Consider the following 16,752-nt stretch of genomic DNA (forward strand, 5'->3'; position numbering starts at 1 on the left):
CCCATGTCGAACACAGAAGTTAAGCTTCTTAGCGCCGAGAGTAGTTGGGGGATCGCTCCCTGCGAGGGTAGGACGTTGCCATGCAACCTAAGGAATCGTTAATTCGATTCCTTTTTTTGTTGCCAAAAATTAGCCTACTGGGCGAACTAAGACTAAATTTTGAAATTCAAACGGCGGGTCGGATTATTAGGAATCCCGGTACTCATCAGCGCATTTGGAATTCAACCCATACTATTAATCACCGGCACGATCTACTTATTGGTTGCAATCACACTCATTGTACTGAATAAGTTTCCGTTGAGTTGAATCGTTAGCGATTGCGCTCAATGCTCATATTTGGGGTAGCTGGCAGTGATGGGGGAGTTGTCAAAACGAGAGACAGTAGCACTCGGATTTTGAGAGTCAGGCGTAAATGGCGTACGTTTGGTTGGTTAGAAAAATCGAATGCTAGTTATCAATCGATAAGGTGATTCAGCTCAGTCTAAGGTACTAGGTATTGGTTTACGAACTTGGCCATTACTAACCGCAAATACTGGCTGCTGGGCCTAATGTCATTTAATTTGGACAGTATCCGTCATAACCATGTAAAAATCATGTAAATTCGGGAGCAATAATTGTTATTCTAGCAGTTACGTGCTATGTTATTATCATATTTTATGAAGTGGAGTGATAGTTATGGCTCAGATTTCTGTGGGGGATCGGGTTAAATGTCAAAAGAACGGCAATACCGATTATGATTTTTATGCTAAAGTTGAAAAAATTTACGAGAACTCCGCCTTCGTCACAATTACTCATTATGATTTGCGGGATGATATTAATGTGGCAGAACTTCAATATCGGGCAGTGATCGCCTTAAAGAAGATGAAACCCGCTAAACCGACTGCTGGTGAAGCGAAGCAGCTACAGGCAGTTAGTGCGGCCATGTTAGCTGAATAAATTAAGAATATCGATGCAACATGTAGGTAATGGGTTGTTCAAGAATTTGATTCTTGAACAACCCATTTTTAGTTTGGCTGCAAAGCTTTTCGGTGTGATGGAGTGCCCTGGTTGGGACTGATTTTATGATGATTAGAGGCCAACTGACTTAATGAATCTGTCCGTTAGAGCTTTAACAGATTGGATATTTAACAATCATTCACGCGGGTGTTGTTACAAGCTAATTGTGCACGTCTCTTTATTCGGTGTAGCAAACTTTTTTGTTGCCAATCTGACTTTTAGCCTGTACATCATTGGTTTCAATGGTACAATGGATATTAGTAGTTGATAACTGTTCTAAAGTAAGGAGGAGTTTTGAATGCAGACAGCTAATCAAAATGTAACGTTGACGGGGCGTCGACGCTTCTGGTTCATTTTTACGCTGTTGCTTGGGACTTGGACCATGTCGATCAGTCAGTCTTCCTTGTCGACGGTCTACCCAACATTTATGCGCGACTTTGGCATCTCGGCCTCAACCGTGCAATGGTTAACGACCGGCTTTATGTTGACAATGGTCGTCATGATGCCAATCAGTCCGTGGTTGTTGAATAACATTGGGTTTAAGAAATTATTCTTAGCCGTTTTGGTGCTTTTCGATATTGGTTCAATCATTATTTATTTCGCACCCAGTTTTGGTGTGATGATGGTCGGTCGCCTAATTAAAGCGGCGGCAGTTGGCGTGCTGTTTCCCTCGTATCAATCCATTTTACTGACGATTACGCCCGAGGAAAAACGGGGCAGTACGATGGGTGTCGCCGGGTTGGTCATGGGATCAGCATTAGCATCTGGCCCGATTATTTCCGGTGTGGTTTTGAAGTTTACCGATTGGCACGGATTGTTTGCCGTCTTCATCACGGTGGCAACTTTGTTGATCCTAATTAGTTTCACAACGATCAAGGACGTGATGGTCAATAAGCCTTCAAAGCTGGATTTGCTCTCAATCGTGACGTTACTGGGCTTTGCTGGGATTTTATACGTCGTGAATGAGATTGGTAAACCCAATGTGAACTGGACGTTCGGTTGGCTGTTATTAGCGGTTTCAGTACTAGCGGTGGCTTACTTTACTTATCGCCAATTTCACTTGGAGACGCCGTTATTGGAACTACGGGTCTTAAAAACATTTAATTATGACTTAGCCATTTTCCTAACAGCAATCTCGTACGTGGCGCTGATTGTCGTAACAATCATCTTCCCACTCTATTACCAGGGTGTCTTGAAGGTGTCGCCATTCGTTTCAGGCATGTCACTGGTGCCTGGTGCGGTGCTTCTAAGTATTTTGAACCCGCTTACTGGGAAACTAGCAGAGAAGATTGGATACAAACAAATCATGTTACTTGGTATGAGTATGATCGTTGTTGGTTGGCTGATCTTAGCACTGATCAATTCAGAGTTGAACCTGCTCACCATGATTTTGCTGGCTGCCTTAATTGAAGGCGGGAATGCCTTTGTCATGATGCCCGCCGTCACATTGGGGGCTAATTCATTACCCGATGAACTGATTTCACACGGTACCGCTGTGATTACGACGGTTCGTCAAATTCTCGGTTCAGCTGGTGTGGCCGTGGCGACCTTGGTCTTATCCAACGTGACGCTTGCTCAGAAACAAGCGGGAGCCTCAACGTTGCGTGCGAACTTGCAAGGGTACCATACGGTCTTCTGGATGATGCTCGGCATTGAATTGGTTGGCCTCGTGCTTGCGTTACTTTTGCGTGATGGGCGCAAGCAGTCGCATTAATAATCACGGTGACTGACTACCAGGCGAGAATGACTGAAGTTAAGTGGGATATGCTTTGAACGCCACTAATTAGACATTAGTGCCTGCACAATCGGTCGGTTAGTCGTAATTAGGCCAAAAGGGCCGCCATTCTTGTAATCAAGAATGGCGGCCCTTTTTTCGTAGCGCGACTGTGATCGTACTGAATCACAGGACTTGGCCCAACTAACCGGGGCGCTTCTACTTGGCTGTTGCTTTTTGAATCTTTGCCAATTGACGATATTGACTGAGCATCCAGCTTTGATACGTCTGATTGGCCGGTAACGTTTCGGTGACCTTCAGTACTGGCACATCGTATTTCCTGGCGAGTTTGACCATGTTCGTGACCAAGTTACTATCGGTCTGAGTGTTTTCAACGAAAAAGGCAATCCGGTGGTGCTTGATGTCTTGTTGCATTTGCTGGATATCCTTAGGTGATGGGTCGGAACCCTCTTCAATTGCATGTGCGAAATGCGTATTGCTGATTCGGTAGCCGATTGCCTTCAATGAGTAGTCAAAGACCGGCTCACTGACAGCGACACGCTGATTATTTGCATGCTGTTTCAATTGTTTGATCATAGTGGTTATAGTCTTAGCGTTGGTCTGATACTTTTGGGCCTGCTGTTCAAAATAATGCTTGTGCTGCGGCTGAATTTTGCTGAGTTCTGTTGCGATTTTAGTTGCCAATTTGGGCATCGTTGTGGGATCGTACCAGACGTGTTCGTTGGCCCCGTCAGTTTTATGAGCCACGTCGGTTCCCACTGTGATTACCCGGGCGCCCTTGGCTTTGTTGACAGTAAGCTTTTCCATCCAGTCATCGTAGCCGAGGCCGTTGTAAATGATTAATTGGGCGCTACTAGCCTGCTTAGCCGTGTTGACGGTCGGCTCGTAGTCGTGGGGGTCAACGCTCGGTCGATCAATAATCGAGGTCACTTGACCATACTTTCCTGCCACCGCCTTAGCCGTTTGACCATAAAAGTCGAGACTAGCCATGATATTAATTTTGTCGTTAGTCGTTTTACTGGGGGTGCTCGAACTTTGACAGCCTGCTAATAGGCCGCTGAGTCCCAGTATTATTGCCAAATAAAGCCATATCCGTCGGTTGACCATGTATTGTAACCCCATTCTCTTTAAATCGTAACCATTACTGTTAACTTTACCGAAAGAAACGGTCGTCGTCAAGTCTTTAAGATAAGGTTTAGACTAGGTGAAAACACTGCACTGACTGACGAAAGCTGGTAAAATAGGCGTACCTGAAAAGCGGAAGGCGGGGCACGCAGATGATATTTACGATTGTGATTTTAATTTTACTAGCAAGCGCAATTTTTCGCGGGTTTCACCGCGGATTTGTGATTGAAATGTTGCATCTGATTGGGACGGTCGTCGTCCTATTGTTTGCACGACTACTCTATCAGCCGTTAGGGACAATGATTAGTAATCTATTGACGAATTTACATTTAATTGAAGCTTCAGTGGCGGCAACGTTGATCATTAACCTGGTCGCTTTCTTCGTGTTAATTTCGTTAGGGTGGTCCGTGATTCGGTTGTTAGGCCGTGTTTCACGTAGCATTACGTGGCTACCAGTTATTAAGCAAGTGAACAGTGTTGCGGGTGGAATCGTGTCATTTGTCGTGATGTATCTGGTTATTTTTGTCGCGTTGTCGTTGGCGAACATCGTCAATACGAGCTTTATTCAGACGCAAATGACGCAGTCACCGCTCGCCACCTATATTGTGAAGCAGACACCTGGTCTAACTAGCCATTACCTCAGTAATTTGATTAATTTTAATGATGGGACGAATACGGATTCCTAGAGTTCATGGTGGGGGTACGACTGCTTTAAACTAAGACAAAGGCGTTACTGGTTTTTTGACCAGCAACGTCTTTTTTGATGAACCGGTTTGTTAGCAACGCACTTTTTTCGGTTCCCGAACGATTGCTAGTTTTTATGGGGTTATTTGGCTGATTACTATCATATTGAGCGTCCTTCATGCTATGATTATAAGTAAAAATGAGCAAGAAAGAGGCTGGGATACTTATGGGCATGATTCGAATTAATAATTTACGCTTTCACACGTTTAACGGGGTACTTCCAGAAGAACGGCGTAATGGTCAACAACTAGGGCTAGATATTGCCATTAAATATCCTATCGAAACCAAGGTTCAACACGATGACGTTCACGAGACCATCAATTACGCGGCGGTCCGTAACGTGGTCGATGAATTTGTAACGACCCATTCATACAAGTTGATTGAATCGCTAGCTAACCACTTATTGCAGACGTTATTGACAAGTTTTCCCGCGGCGGATGCAATCAATATTAAAATTCGTAAATATAGCGTACCAATGCCTGGAATCTTTGATGATGTGGAAATTGAGGTGGAGGGGACGCCGAATGGCAAGTAGGGAAGAACGGGTTTATTTGAGTGTTGGTTCCAATATTCATCCGCGCGTCCAAAATATTCAGCAAGCCCTTAGCCGATTACGAGCCGTCAATGGGGTAAACGTGATTGACGAATCTCATTGGTATGAGACTCAACCGTGGGGAAAGCGTGATCAGGCCAATTTTTACAATGTTTCGGTATCCTTAACGACTAATTTGACACCAGAAGAACTATTGGATGAATTACATACAATTGAGCAGGCGGGCCACCGCCAACGCTTGGTTCACTGGGGACCACGTACGATTGATTTGGATATTATTTTTTGGGGCGACCGGCAAATCAACACAGCGACGCTGACGATTCCGCATGCGCAGGCAGCTAAGCGCAACTTTGTGCTACTGCCAACTGCTGAAATCGCCAAAACTGATGTGTTAGTTGGACCACAAGTGGCCCAATTGATTGCGGCTAATCAGGATCAGAGTTGGATTAAAAAAGTAAGAAATGTGAGTGAGTTAGATGATTGATGAGAAGAACCAAGCAAAGATTGAGCATGCAGTACGAGAAATTTTAAGTGCAGTTGGTGAAGATCCTGACCGACCGGGATTAGTAGAAACACCAGCACGGGTTGCACGAATGTATGCGGAAGTTTTCGCTACTAAGACCGCCGCACCATTTGATAATTATAAACTGTTCAAGGTTGAGCATCCGACTGAAATGGTATTACTTAAGGATATTCCATTCTATTCGATGTGTGAGCATCACCTTTTGCCATTTTTTGGCACGGCTCAAGTTGCTTATGTGCCGCAGCATGAACAAGTGATTGGCTTGAGTAAGATTCCTCGCTTGATTGACTATTGCAGTCAACAGCCGAACGTTCAGGAGCGGTTGACAGTTTCCATTGCAACAGAATTACAACGAATTCTTGACCCGGCTGGGATCGCGGTCTCAATCACGGCGCGGCACATGTGCATGGAGATGCGGGGTGTTAGCAAACCGGGTGTGCATACGGAAAGTAGCTATTACAGTGGTCAATTCAAGACGGATTTAGACTTGAAAAGAGAATTCTTACAGCGAATCGCAAAGTAGGTGATTGAGTGGATACAGGGACGATTGAACAACATTATCAGGACTTATTAGCCCAACTAAATCAAGCCATGTTAGCCAATAATCATCAGCGTGTTCCGTTATTACGGCGAATCATGGCACATCTTGGCCACCCTGACCATTATTACCATGTGATCCATATCGCTGGGACTAATGGCAAAGGCTCTACGGGAGCTATGTTAGCCAGTATCCTGCGGGCGCAAGGGTATCAAGTTGGCCGCTTCAGCAGCCCCGCGATTAATGATGCGCGTGAACAACTGCAATGCAATGGGACGTGGATCAGTCCAGCGGAATTTATCGATACGTATCGTGAGATTCTACCGGTTCTGCAAAATATGGGACTGACAGCTAGCGATGTCTCCATCTTTGAATGGTTCTTTCTCATTAGTGTCGTTTGGTTTCGGAATCAAAACGTGCAATGGGCGGTCATTGAAGCCGGTTTGGGCGGCTTGTATGATGCGACTAACGCCTTAGCCAGTCCCCAACTCACGGTATTTACTAAGATTGCCCTCGATCATACCGCCATTCTTGGGCCCACGATTACCGCGATTGCGCAAAATAAGTCAAAAATCATCAAGCCCCATACAACAGCAGTGACATTGGCTGACCAACACCCAGAAGCCCTGGCTGTTTTGCAGACCGAAGCGCTCAATCAAGGTGTTCGGCTAGTGACCGCTAAGCACGCGCAACTGACGGTGACTGGGCAAACACTCACGCAAACCGTCGTTGATGCGCACAGTCAGCTTTTTGATTGGACGCAATTAACGGTCGGACTGAGTGGCACCTATCAGCTACAAAATCTGCGGTTGGTTTTAACTGTGGTTGCAGTACTACAACAGCAACAAGTTAACTTGACGAACAGTGCGGTTCGCCGAGGCTTGCAACAAGTTTCCTTGCCAGGCCGGTTGACCGTGTTACAGGAGCAACCTGTCATTATTGCCGATGGGGCGCATAATCCGGATGGCATGGCAGCACTAGTGGCAAGTGTGAAGCAATTACTCGCTGGTCGTAAATTGATTTGGATCGTCGGGGTCTTACAAGATAAGGCCTACCCTAAAATGCTGGCTGAACTATTACCGGTAGCTGACGTCCTGATTACGAATACGCCCGCAAATCCAGAACGAGCGTTATCCGCGACTAAGCTGGCCGACACGGCGACCGCATTATTAACGCCCACCTTTATGACCACGGCTGCGATGCAACGACAGCCAGACTTATTGACTGCAACGACGATCACGGATGCGTTAACGCAAGCTCAGCAGCAAGCAACCAGTAATAGTGCGATTATTGTAACGGGGTCATTTTATGTCATTCGTGAGCTCCAACAGGCTGGTTGGCTGGGGTTAAGCCAATGAGGACTTGGTTGATCGCATCCAACAACGCTGGTAAAAGTCGCGACTTGATCGCGTGTTTGGCTTATTATGGCTTGACTTCTCGTCAGTACTTGACAGTGGCGCCGCGGCTCGAATTTCCCGTGGAAACGGCGACGAGCTATGTCGATAACGCGGTTGCTAAAGCTCGTTTTGGGGCGCAACAGCTAGGGGTTCCGGTTATCGCAGATGATAGTGGCTTAGAGATTTCCGCGTTACCAAACTTGTTAGGTGTGACCACGGCGCGCGACTTAGGGGTTGCAGTCAGCGGCTTTGATCGCAATCAGGAAATTTTAACGGCCCTACGCGATATTCCTGACAACGAGCGGCAAGCGGTGATGCGTGCTACGTTAGCGGCTGCCTGGCCAGATGGGCGGACCTTGGCCGTACAAGCTTCGATCACCGGCTACATTGCGTCCTATCAATTTGGACGCTATTCTGGGGGATTTGACCGAATTTTCTGGCTACCGCGCTATGGTCGAACTTTGGCCGAATTACCAGCAACGTGGCGCATCCCGCTGACACACCGGGGACGGGCCGCCTTAAAATTAATCACAAAACTTTAAAAATTGGAAGGATCGGTGGAGTAGATGTTAGTACAAGATATCACCAGTTCATTAGCACAAGCAACGGATTTTGCGAGTCAGGCGTTGAATGCCCAAGTTCAACGACAACAACAATTAGTTTTGCGTTTTAGTGATTATAATCGGGAACAGCAGCTCCGATTAACCCAACTATGTCAGCAATTAGATGGGGTCGTGCTGGCGAGTCCTGAACAGTTGACCGTCTTGTTGAACCAGACAGCTGGTCGCCAGTTAACCCACCAATGGTCGCGAGTATTTACGGATCAAGCAACGACTCAAATTCAATTGACCCAAATTATGAAACAATATGATGTTTTTTGGCAAGCGGGTGAGCACCGGTTTAATCTCACCAAGAAGCCGATGATTTATGGCATCATGAATATTACGCCGGATTCCTTTTTCGACGGTGGCCAGTACAAGACTAAAGATGACGTACTGAATCACGTGGATGCCATGTTACAAGCAGGAGCTGACGTAATCGAAGTTAATGGTCAAACGACACGGCCGGGCTTCACGGAAGTCACGCCGCAAGTTGAATTGGACCGGACGTTGCCGTACATTCGCGCCATCAAGGCTCGTTTCCCGGAAGCAGTCTTAGCGGTCGATACTTATAAGTATGATGTCATGCAAGCCGTCCTGGAAGAAGGTGTCAGCATTATTAACGATGTGAACGCCTTTACGGACGACCCTCGCAAGCTCAAATTGATGGCTGACAGTCGCGTCGGCTTACTGACTATGCACAGTAGTCGTGACCAAGAATATACCGATCTGACGAGCAGTATGCGTGGTTTCTTTGAACAAAATCTGGCAGCATTGACGAGTCATGGCATCGATATTGAACGAATTGCTCTAGATCAGGGGATCGGCTATTCACAAGTCGCACATGGGGAACAGGATTACGTGATGATGCGTAACATTGATGAATTTAATTATTTGCGACGCCCAATGATGGTGGCCATTTCACGGAAAGGTTACTTAGGTCTATTGCTTGGCCTGAAGAAGGAAGACCGGCTACCAATGACGTTGGTCACTGAAGCAGCGATGATGCTTAAGGGTGGCCGGATCATCCGGGTCCACGATGTTGCTGAAACCAAGCAATTGATTACGCTGTTAGGTCGAATTGAGAATGGCTATTGGTTATCGAATAATGATTAGTCCGGATGATTTTGACGATATTACAGCGAATGGGGTTAAGGACTACGATGCTTATTGCGGTACTCCCACGTACGATGATCACGTTTTATTTGAATTGTTAGTGGTTGGAATCTTACAAGTGGGTTTAGGCTGGCGGGTCGCGGCTAGTCAGTTACCAGTATTGCGGCAACATATGGCGGGGCTGCGGGTAGACGCCGTAGCCGCCCTGGACGAACCGGATTTTGAACGGCTGATGTTGACTCCCAAAGTGATGCACAATGGTCGTAAGTTACGTGCAATCATTCAAGATGCGCGTGCTATTCAACAATTACAGGCCGAGTATGGTAGCTTTAGCAACTACCTGTGGGCGTTTGTCGATGCGACACCAATCATTATGCCGGCGCCCGATGATGAATTACCGACGCGCTCACCCCTGGGCGCCCGCGTTGCGAAGGATTTACACCGACATGGTTTGACCTTCGTTGGACCAGTCGTCACCCACATGTTTTTGCTGGCGGCGGGATTGATTAAATTGAATTAGGTAGAATTAGGCTGGCGGATGCTGGCCTTTTTTATTTGCTTATGCCTGCGTATTTTTGTGAGTATCAATGTGTGAATGTAAGCAAGGTGGGGGCTTTAATCCGGAGTGGTTATGGGAAGTGTGATTATTAGTTCCATCGCAATATGAAGCGCAAGTTCACAATGAGGGTAAGCGGCAAAAACATATTTGAATGGTCGGTGATGCTGGCGTGTAGAACCAGTCTAACCGTTTTCTAGGTAATAGTGAAGTTAGCAAAAACACGTCGCAAGAGCAAGTTGTAATGGTCTTATGACGTGTTTTAGAATGAGTTGATTTTGTATCCCTCTGACACGACTAGCGGTTAGCGGTCGTCGTCGTGTCTGGCAACAGCCACATCGTTACCAAGCCAATCAGCCAGGCCACTAAGAAGAACGCCATGGCAGCTGGTAATTGATAGCCAAGCAACCATTGGCATAACAAGATAAGCGTGATAATGATACCGATAACGCGATTGATGATGCTCATGTAAGTGCCTCCTAGGTGGTTAGCTAAGAATGAAGTGAACCAGATTATCTGAATTAATAAATATTACTTAAATTATATAATGAATGACGTTATGTGTGCTGCAATGTGCGTTAATGTCTTAATTTAACGTACGAACGTCGAAAAATGCTGAATATTTGAAAAAACGATACCGCTGAGGTTGCGGTATCGTTGAACCTGTGACTGGTAATTAGCAGTGTATTGTGACTGACTCAGATACTGGTTAGTGATAACTACTTCTAGTACCATAACGTTTCAGTAAACGGTATAGCGTTTGGTGCATAGATTTTGAATGAATAAGCGTTATCCACAAAAATCATGCTCACTGCATCAGACTGATGGTTATACTGTGCTAAATGCCCAGCATGAGCGGGTTAATTGCATGTCTGGAAAATACAGACTAGTTTTTTTACTTAAGAAGGTTGTATTTATCTGATAAGACACCTATTATAAATTGCAAATATAAGTAAGACATTTAGGAGTGATTGGTTATGATTAATCTTGTTTTCTACAAATACTACAGATTCTGGGCTGCAATCGTTTTACTATTGCTAAGCGCTAACGTTTATCCAGCAATTGTTAACGGTAATGTCTTAGGTCGCGAATTTTGGCGAAATGGCACAAATCTGATTAATCTTGTTTTTGTAATTGTTGCTATTGGCTTTTTAATTCAAGTGTTGTTTTTTAAGAAAGGTGAGCCGCGTGCGAATGAACGTGCATTTTGATCAGGTCATGGTAAAAAAGCATGATTTTTAATCGCGTTATGGCAACCAAAGTATGAGGGAGTAGTCGAAAGTCTGATATGAAATTCTCTGAAAAACTAAAAGTGTGTAGGAAGCACGCACAATTGACACAATCGCAAGTGGCCGAACAATTACATGTATCGCGCAAAACAATCTCAGGCTGGGAAAATGACCACAGTTTTCCCGATGTTGGCAGTTTAGTTCAATTGAGTGATATTTATGACGTTCGGCTAGACGATTTAATGCGGGATGATCACTTACTGGCTTATTATAAGGAAGCAGAACGACTTCATCAGAAGAGCCGAAAATGGGTGGTCGTCTCGTATCGATGCAATTTCTTGTTACTGGTACTTGGCTACATTGACTATTTGCGGCCGTTTGGAATACGAACGTTTTTGGTACCGTTTTTAGTACTGGTGAACGCCATGGTATTATTGTCGTATTTTTCAGATTGGCAGCGGTTCAAGTCAGGTAAATTGCGTGTCGGTATCGTCATCACGGTGTTTATTGCATTTATTGCTGAGATTCTGATCAATACAATAGTACCGAGTTATCTGAACGAGTTAGCACATGCCGTTGATGATGGCCCCGCTGCGATAATTGGTGAAGTGGCCGGTCGCTTGCTGGTCACATCAATACTGATATTAAGTTTGGTATTAGCTATCTTTTTGAAGCCAAAACAACGAGAACGGTCGTAGTTTACCGAGCTAGTCAATATTGATGAGTTTGGAAGTGAGCCGTGGCGTCTCAAACTAACGAAAATGTGTAAGACAAAAAACGACCGCATGCTTAATAGCATGCGGTCGTTTAAGGCGGAAGAGATAGTTTATACAGAAACAGATTCGATTTGGATGCTGTGTATCATAACTTAACTCACGATGAACTAAATCGAACTATCCGTTGTTTCATAATCCACCTTGCCAAGTTCAATCTGAATCGTGATATGAGTTAGTGGAAACTGGGCGCTTAGGTCCTTGTTCAGTTGTTCCAAAAAGGCATTATTGTCAGCTAATGTTGAACGACAGAGATGGACGGTCATGGCTGTTTCAGTAGTACTCATGCCCCAAATGTGTAAATCGTGAATCTGGTTGACGGTGGGCTGGCTGGTTAAATAATCAGCGATTGCTTGGCGGTCAACATTGTTCGGTACAGCTTCTAGTGAATAATTCATCGCATCTCGTAAGAGTCCCCAAGTACCAATCAAAATCACGACGGCAATTAGCAGGGAAACAACGGGGTCTAGCCAGAACCAGCCAGTCTTCAAGATGATGAAGCCAGCAATGACCACGCCGATGGAGACGCCGGCGTCGGCGGCCATGTGGAGAAAAGCGCCCTTAATATTGAGATCGTGCTTTTGGCCCTTCATAAAGAGTAATGCGGTAAAGCCATTAATGACGACCCCAACAGCAGCAACGATAATGACATCCCATTCGGCGACGGGACCCGGATTACTAAGGCGCTGGATGGCCTCGACTGAAATGGCCCCGATAGCGACTAGTAAAAAGACGGCGTTGAAGAGGGCGGCCAAGATTGATGAGCTTTTGTACCCATATGTGTACTTATCGTTGGCGCTTTTTTGTCCAAGCCAGATTGCCAGCCAGGAGATCAGTAAGCCCAGGACGTCGCTGAGATTGTGTCCTGCATCGGCAACTAGGGCCAGTGAGCCGCTCGCAAAACCGTAGCCAGCTTCCAAGACAATGAAGGCAGTATTTAGGGCGACCCCAATCTTGAAGGCGCTGGTCTGTTGTTGTATTTGATGGCTGTGTGCCATATGAATCACCTACTTCTTAGTTGAATTTATCCTTGTTATGGCTATAATTTAAATATGAACGAACAAACATATGAATGACTGTTCATGTGTATTGTAACACGCTTACATGACAATCTCAATTAGAAATTGGAGTTTATGATGGAAAATGAAATGGACCATGAAATGATCGTCAAACGGTTGGCTGAACTGATGCCGCCGACTGATGAGTTGAGTCGGATCACCGCAATCTTTAAGGCACTTGGTGATCCGACGCGTGCCCGGATTATCTACGCTTTGGCCGTATCTAAGCTGAGTGTGGGTGAATTGGCGACGGGATTAGCCCTGACACAGTCGAATGTGTCTCATCAGTTAACGGTCCTCAAACAATTAAAATTAGTTGTGGGAACACGCAATGGACGTAACGTGCACTACCAGCTGGCCGATAAACATATCATTAGTATTTTTCAGCAAGTCGCAGCTCACGCTGAAGAAGCCGATAATTAGGTTGAATAGGTGTTACCACTGATCAGTTATGATGAGTGGTAAGCGCTGTGGGTTCGTAGTGGGCACTGGTATAGATATCCATGGCCTAGAAGACCGCATGATGACCTTGAATATAAGATTGTGCTTAGCATGACACCGCGAAATGGTTAATTTCGCAGTGTCATTTTTTGAACTAGTTATGTTTTTGTTAATTACCTAGTTTTATAAACTAGATGTATTGATATTTACACTATGTGATGGTATGCTGGTGTCAACAATAAATATGAGGTGATTAACATGGCACAGTCGGCGCGACAGTATCAAATAACAAATGAAGTCCTCAACTCAGTGACTCATGGGATTGGGATTATTTTAAGTATCGTTGCATTTGTTTTTTTGATGCTCAAGGCATATGCGGATGGTCAGCCCCTCGAATGGGCGGCGTTTATTATATATGGTTGTTCGTTGTTTGTACTATATACGTGTTCGACGTTATTTCACGGATTATACTTTACGCGCGCCCGCGAAGTTTTTCGTATCTTCGATCACAGTGGCGTGTACGTGCTGATTGCTGGGACATACACGCCGTACAGTCTACTGGCGATTAAGGGTTGGTTGGGCTGGACGATCTTATTAACGATTTGGATTTTAGCGATTGCTGGGATTACGGTTAATGCTGTTTGGCCTGGACGTTTGAAAAAGGTCGAAACGGTCATTTATGTGTTGATGGGGTGGATGTGCCTCGCCGGTGGTCGGCAGTTATGGGACCATTTAGGTGTCACTGGCTTCTGGTTATTAGTTGCCGGGGGCGTTGCGTTTACCTTAGGTGCATTACTATATAGTTTCCCACGGATTAAATATTTACACGTTATTTGGCACCTATTCGTGATGGTGGGAACCACGTTGATGTTTTTCTCAATTTATTTCTATATTTAAGGATGACTGTGGGGACCAGCTGCTGAGCTGGTCCTTTTTTTTTAGATGCGGGAGATTTGAGTCGCGGATGACGTCTTAAATGCTGATTATTGACATTTTATTGCGAAAAGTTTTTCAACTGGACGGTATTCGAATCGTAACCATTGCGTACGCTCGTTAAGCTGAATGAGTTATCGCCACTCAGCTAACAATAATTTTGAAATTAAATGGCTAGATCGCTGTAGCATAGTCTAGNTGGACGGTATTCGAATCGTAACCATTGCGTACGCTCGTTAAGCTGAATGAGTTATCGCCACTCAGCTAACAATAATTTTGAAATTAAATGGCTAGATCGCTGTAGCATAGTCTAGAATACGATTTATTTTTGTCATCAAACTGTAATCAGCCAGGCGTATCTTTTGATTGCCTTTTTAAATAAACTTCCGTAGAATAGTAGGACAACGAAATTTTTAGTGAGGTGATTAAGATGGCATACGGGTTATTATTTGGTGGCATTTTCATGGAAGTTTTAGGGAGCTTTTTCTTAAAGCGCGCAAACGGTTTTCGGAACTTAATACCAACGATAATGGTGTTGGTTGGATATTTTAGTTCGTTAGTCCTTGTAACGCTTGCAATGCAACGCCTGCCGTTAGGGGTGACGTATGCCATGTGGGCTGGACTGGGCACGTTTGCAACCGTTATTTTAGCGGTCGTCGTTTACCGTGAACGGCTCAGTCTCTCACGTCTGAGTGGCTTAATTGCAATCGTAGTCGGGGCGATTTTACTGAACATTTAAATCAAGGGGGAATGATGATGCGTGCATGGATTCAATTAGTTATTGCGATTGGCGTTGAAATTGCGGGGACCAGCTTGTTGAAGTTATCGGCTGGATTTAAGTACCCCTTGGTTGGAATTGTGGGCATGTTACTATACGGCCTAGCGATTTTTAGTTTCTCACGGGCATTGAGCAAAATCCCACTGAGTGTTGGTTATGCAATCTGGGCCGGAGTCGGCACAGCTGCGACCGGCCTGATTGGAATTTGGGCGTTTGGCGAAATCTTGACGGGATTGAAAACGTTGGGATTCATGGCGATTATTACGGGTGTGATTCTATTGAACATGCCTGCTAAGGCGACTAAACCGGCTACTGCGACGCCGCGCTTGGCACGGTGGCGGACCCGGTTTAACCGGTAACTAAAAAGATCGAGAATCTGGCTGATTTTTTAAGCGATTACGCTTGAAATGCGCCGGTTGATTCTCGATCTTTTTTAGTTGTTGTAATTAGGCTTCTGGCCAGATTTCCTTAGCCGTACCAATGACTAACGACAACTTGGCCCACTGTTGAGCCTCAGTTAACTGGTTACCTTCTTCAGTTGAAGCAAAGCCACATTGGGTCGATAGTGCTAGATTACGCAATGGCACCTTAGTGGTCGCAGCTTGAACTCGTTCTTTGATCACAGTGGTTTTTTCCAATTCTGGAAACTTAGAGGTAACCAGACCTAATACGATGCGTTTGTGGTCATCATGGTTCCAAATCTGGTCTAACGCTTCGAAGCCACCCGCCCGTTCGTTATCATATTCCAAGAACAGCCCATCATAGTTAAGCTGGCCAAGGTAGGGTGCAACCACGTCGTAACTGCCCGAGAAGAGGTACGTGGATTTAAAGTTACCCCGGCAGATGTGGGTCGTGACGGTCAAGTCGCTCGGTAGGTCAGCTAATGCTGCGTTAATCACTTTAACGGCATCGGTCGCCCACTTAGTGTAGGCCGCGTGGTCAGCTTCGGGATCATTGAGTTTGCTAATTAAGAAAGCCCACGTCGTATCGTCTAACTGAATATAGCGACACCCAAGGTCATAAAAATGTTGAATGGTATCGTGATAAGCTTGAGCGAGATCATTTAAATAGGCATCCCAGCTGTCATAGAATTTGGTCCAATTGTCACTCCGATTATCGCGGAATAACATAGTTGGTGATGGAATCGTTTGTTTAGCGAGTACGCCAGCGGGAACGATTGATTGTAAGTATTCAAAGGCAGCAAAGAACGGATGGTCGGGATTATACGCGACTTTGCCAATAAGTTCAGCGTTATCCGTTCGAGTATGGTCCCCCTTGAACTTATAGCTTTGATGGTAGTCGTACTTGCCAACACCAGTTAAGCCCCAAAGGAAATCTAAGTGCCACCAGCTGCGTGAAAATTCGCCATCGGTCACGGCTTTGAGCCCGAGTTTAACTTGTTCAGCGACCACTCGTTTGATTTCAGTGTGTTGGATTTCAAGTTCTTGATCACGCGTAATGGTACCGGCGGCTAATTGTTCATGGGCCTTTTTCAAACTAGCGGGGCGCAGTAGGCTGCCGACGACGTCAAAACGGAATGGGGCGGTTAAAGTTGTAGTTGTCATTAAATATCAAACTCCTTAAATTTTATTGGAAACGAAAAAACGTCGTCCTGAATAATATTAATCATTATTCAGGACGACGTTGGGCCGTGGTAC

The 16,752-nt window shown here is 45.3% G+C and carries 20 protein-coding genes and 1 rRNA gene; 17 read left to right on the forward strand and 4 right to left on the reverse strand.

All coding sequences use genetic code 11. The annotated features are described in order from the left end of the window. The 3 genes from rrf to ACOV1R_RS11250 form a co-directional block, all read left to right on the forward strand. Positions 1 to 84 (forward strand): 5S ribosomal RNA (gene rrf / locus ACOV1R_RS11240); the annotation flags it as partial. A gap of 591 nt (positions 85 to 675) precedes the next feature. Further along, positions 676 to 936: a DUF2187 domain-containing protein gene (locus ACOV1R_RS11245; protein WP_003645462.1), complete on the forward strand. Its 261-nt coding sequence runs from the start codon at positions 676 to 678 to the stop codon at positions 934 to 936. Between the two features lie 358 nt (positions 937 to 1,294). Next, entirely contained in the window at positions 1,295 to 2,710 is a 1,416-nt protein-coding gene (locus ACOV1R_RS11250; RefSeq protein WP_003645463.1) for an MFS transporter, read from the forward strand. Positions 2,711 to 2,929: 219 nt separating this feature from the next. Here ACOV1R_RS11250 and ACOV1R_RS11255 read toward each other — a convergent pair whose 3' ends face one another. Beyond that, the gene (locus ACOV1R_RS11255) at positions 2,930 to 3,838 is read right to left on the reverse strand and encodes a metal ABC transporter solute-binding protein, Zn/Mn family (protein ID WP_003643486.1); all 909 of its coding nucleotides are present in this window, start codon (positions 3,836 to 3,838) and stop codon (positions 2,930 to 2,932) included. A 170-nt stretch (positions 3,839 to 4,008) separates the two neighbouring features. Between ACOV1R_RS11255 and ACOV1R_RS11260 the strand changes: the two genes are divergently transcribed. The 8 genes from ACOV1R_RS11260 to ACOV1R_RS11295 all read left to right on the forward strand — a co-directional run bounded on the left by ACOV1R_RS11260 (position 4,009) and on the right by ACOV1R_RS11295 (position 9,846). After that, positions 4,009 to 4,542, forward strand: a complete 534-nt coding sequence (locus ACOV1R_RS11260) for a CvpA family protein (protein ID WP_015381033.1) — start codon at positions 4,009 to 4,011, stop codon at positions 4,540 to 4,542. A 224-nt stretch (positions 4,543 to 4,766) separates the two neighbouring features. Beyond that, positions 4,767 to 5,135, forward strand: coding sequence for a dihydroneopterin aldolase (folB, locus tag ACOV1R_RS11265; protein ID WP_003643485.1), 369 nt, complete (start codon positions 4,767 to 4,769; stop codon positions 5,133 to 5,135). Then, the gene (gene folK / locus ACOV1R_RS11270; RefSeq protein ID WP_003642516.1) at positions 5,125 to 5,637 is read left to right on the forward strand and encodes a 2-amino-4-hydroxy-6-hydroxymethyldihydropteridine diphosphokinase; all 513 of its coding nucleotides are present in this window, start codon (positions 5,125 to 5,127) and stop codon (positions 5,635 to 5,637) included. Before folB ends, folK begins: the two co-directional genes overlap by 11 nt. Further along, the gene (folE, locus tag ACOV1R_RS11275; protein ID WP_015381032.1) at positions 5,630 to 6,199 is read left to right on the forward strand and encodes a GTP cyclohydrolase I FolE; all 570 of its coding nucleotides are present in this window, start codon (positions 5,630 to 5,632) and stop codon (positions 6,197 to 6,199) included. The genes folK and folE overlap by 8 nt, the downstream gene beginning before the upstream one ends. A gap of 8 nt (positions 6,200 to 6,207) precedes the next feature. Beyond that, positions 6,208 to 7,572 (forward strand): bifunctional folylpolyglutamate synthase/dihydrofolate synthase, encoded by a 1,365-nt coding sequence (locus tag ACOV1R_RS11280; RefSeq protein WP_027822304.1) that lies wholly within the window; start codon positions 6,208 to 6,210, stop codon positions 7,570 to 7,572. Next, positions 7,569 to 8,153: a non-canonical purine NTP pyrophosphatase gene (locus ACOV1R_RS11285; RefSeq protein WP_021357432.1), complete on the forward strand. Its 585-nt coding sequence runs from the start codon at positions 7,569 to 7,571 to the stop codon at positions 8,151 to 8,153. Before ACOV1R_RS11280 ends, ACOV1R_RS11285 begins: the two co-directional genes overlap by 4 nt. Before the next feature lie 24 nt (positions 8,154 to 8,177). Next, on the forward strand, positions 8,178 to 9,326 hold the full coding sequence (folP, locus tag ACOV1R_RS11290; protein ID WP_015381029.1) for a dihydropteroate synthase: 1,149 nt from the start codon (positions 8,178 to 8,180) through the stop codon (positions 9,324 to 9,326). Continuing rightward, complete coding sequence (locus tag ACOV1R_RS11295) at positions 9,298 to 9,846, forward strand: DNA-3-methyladenine glycosylase I (RefSeq protein WP_021357431.1); 549 nt, start codon at positions 9,298 to 9,300, stop codon at positions 9,844 to 9,846. The genes folP and ACOV1R_RS11295 overlap by 29 nt, the downstream gene beginning before the upstream one ends. Positions 9,847 to 10,179: 333 nt before the next feature. On the opposite strand, the gene ACOV1R_RS11300 is transcribed toward ACOV1R_RS11295, so the two are convergent. Continuing rightward, entirely contained in the window at positions 10,180 to 10,350 is a 171-nt protein-coding gene (locus ACOV1R_RS11300) for a hypothetical protein (RefSeq protein WP_003645469.1), read from the reverse strand. A 509-nt stretch (positions 10,351 to 10,859) separates the two neighbouring features. Here ACOV1R_RS11300 and ACOV1R_RS11305 point away from each other — a divergent pair. Beyond that, positions 10,860 to 11,093: a hypothetical protein gene (locus tag ACOV1R_RS11305; protein ID WP_015381027.1), complete on the forward strand. Its 234-nt coding sequence runs from the start codon at positions 10,860 to 10,862 to the stop codon at positions 11,091 to 11,093. Positions 11,094 to 11,215: 122 nt separating this feature from the next. Further along, a complete protein-coding gene (locus ACOV1R_RS11310; RefSeq protein ID WP_015381026.1) occupies positions 11,216 to 11,809 on the forward strand; it encodes a helix-turn-helix domain-containing protein in 594 nt (197 codons plus the stop codon). 185 nt (positions 11,810 to 11,994) lie between these two features. Here the strand turns inward: ACOV1R_RS11310 and ACOV1R_RS11315 are convergent, their stop codons facing one another. Then, on the reverse strand, positions 11,995 to 12,882 hold the full coding sequence (locus ACOV1R_RS11315) for a cation diffusion facilitator family transporter (RefSeq protein WP_003642507.1): 888 nt from the start codon (positions 12,880 to 12,882) through the stop codon (positions 11,995 to 11,997). Between the two features lie 138 nt (positions 12,883 to 13,020). Between ACOV1R_RS11315 and ACOV1R_RS11320 the strand changes: the two genes are divergently transcribed. The 4 genes from ACOV1R_RS11320 (at position 13,021) to ACOV1R_RS11335 (ending at position 15,453) form a co-directional block, all read left to right on the forward strand. Then, on the forward strand, positions 13,021 to 13,365 hold the full coding sequence (locus ACOV1R_RS11320; RefSeq protein ID WP_003643481.1) for an ArsR/SmtB family transcription factor: 345 nt from the start codon (positions 13,021 to 13,023) through the stop codon (positions 13,363 to 13,365). 276 nt (positions 13,366 to 13,641) lie between these two features. After that, complete coding sequence (trhA, locus tag ACOV1R_RS11325; protein WP_003642505.1) at positions 13,642 to 14,280, forward strand: PAQR family membrane homeostasis protein TrhA; 639 nt, start codon at positions 13,642 to 13,644, stop codon at positions 14,278 to 14,280. 466 nt (positions 14,281 to 14,746) lie between these two features. Further along, entirely contained in the window at positions 14,747 to 15,055 is a 309-nt protein-coding gene (locus ACOV1R_RS11330; protein ID WP_003642504.1) for a DMT family transporter, read from the forward strand. A gap of 14 nt (positions 15,056 to 15,069) precedes the next feature. Beyond that, positions 15,070 to 15,453 (forward strand): DMT family transporter, encoded by a 384-nt coding sequence (locus tag ACOV1R_RS11335; RefSeq protein WP_003643479.1) that lies wholly within the window; start codon positions 15,070 to 15,072, stop codon positions 15,451 to 15,453. An 87-nt stretch (positions 15,454 to 15,540) separates the two neighbouring features. Here the strand turns inward: ACOV1R_RS11335 and ACOV1R_RS11340 are convergent, their stop codons facing one another. Next, positions 15,541 to 16,659, reverse strand: coding sequence for a vitamin B12 independent methionine synthase (locus ACOV1R_RS11340; protein WP_015381025.1), 1,119 nt, complete (start codon positions 16,657 to 16,659; stop codon positions 15,541 to 15,543). Positions 16,660 to 16,752 lie beyond the last annotated feature (93 nt).

This window comes from Lactiplantibacillus sp. YT640 (assembly GCF_049745435.1).
In the GTDB taxonomy this organism is placed as follows: Bacteria; Bacillota; Bacilli; order Lactobacillales; family Lactobacillaceae; genus Lactiplantibacillus; species Lactiplantibacillus plantarum.

Bases quoted from the DNA above. Each gene is read 5' to 3' on its own strand.
- ACOV1R_RS11315 (WP_003642507.1), bottom strand. From the start codon at position 12,882: ATGGCACACAGCCATCAAATACAACAACAGACCAGCGCCTTCAAGATT.
- folP (WP_015381029.1), top strand. From the start codon at position 8,178: ATGTTAGTACAAGATATCACCAGTTCATTAGCACAAGCAACGGATTTT.
- ACOV1R_RS11245 (WP_003645462.1), top strand. From the start codon at position 676: ATGGCTCAGATTTCTGTGGGGGATCGGGTTAAATGTCAAAAGAACGGC.
- ACOV1R_RS11305 (WP_015381027.1), top strand. From the start codon at position 10,860: ATGATTAATCTTGTTTTCTACAAATACTACAGATTCTGGGCTGCAATC.
- folE (WP_015381032.1), top strand. From the start codon at position 5,630: ATGATTGATGAGAAGAACCAAGCAAAGATTGAGCATGCAGTACGAGAA.
- folB (WP_003643485.1), top strand. From the start codon at position 4,767: ATGGGCATGATTCGAATTAATAATTTACGCTTTCACACGTTTAACGGG.
- trhA (WP_003642505.1), top strand. From the start codon at position 13,642: ATGGCACAGTCGGCGCGACAGTATCAAATAACAAATGAAGTCCTCAAC.
- ACOV1R_RS11255 (WP_003643486.1), bottom strand. From the start codon at position 3,838: ATGGTCAACCGACGGATATGGCTTTATTTGGCAATAATACTGGGACTC.
- ACOV1R_RS11330 (WP_003642504.1), top strand. From the start codon at position 14,747: ATGGCATACGGGTTATTATTTGGTGGCATTTTCATGGAAGTTTTAGGG.
- ACOV1R_RS11300 (WP_003645469.1), bottom strand. From the start codon at position 10,350: ATGAGCATCATCAATCGCGTTATCGGTATCATTATCACGCTTATCTTG.
- ACOV1R_RS11260 (WP_015381033.1), top strand. From the start codon at position 4,009: ATGATATTTACGATTGTGATTTTAATTTTACTAGCAAGCGCAATTTTT.
- ACOV1R_RS11250 (WP_003645463.1), top strand. From the start codon at position 1,295: ATGCAGACAGCTAATCAAAATGTAACGTTGACGGGGCGTCGACGCTTC.
- ACOV1R_RS11285 (WP_021357432.1), top strand. From the start codon at position 7,569: ATGAGGACTTGGTTGATCGCATCCAACAACGCTGGTAAAAGTCGCGAC.
- ACOV1R_RS11335 (WP_003643479.1), top strand. From the start codon at position 15,070: ATGATGCGTGCATGGATTCAATTAGTTATTGCGATTGGCGTTGAAATT.
- ACOV1R_RS11340 (WP_015381025.1), bottom strand. From the start codon at position 16,659: ATGACAACTACAACTTTAACCGCCCCATTCCGTTTTGACGTCGTCGGC.
- ACOV1R_RS11295 (WP_021357431.1), top strand. From the start codon at position 9,298: ATGGCTATTGGTTATCGAATAATGATTAGTCCGGATGATTTTGACGAT.
- folK (WP_003642516.1), top strand. From the start codon at position 5,125: ATGGCAAGTAGGGAAGAACGGGTTTATTTGAGTGTTGGTTCCAATATT.
- ACOV1R_RS11320 (WP_003643481.1), top strand. From the start codon at position 13,021: ATGGAAAATGAAATGGACCATGAAATGATCGTCAAACGGTTGGCTGAA.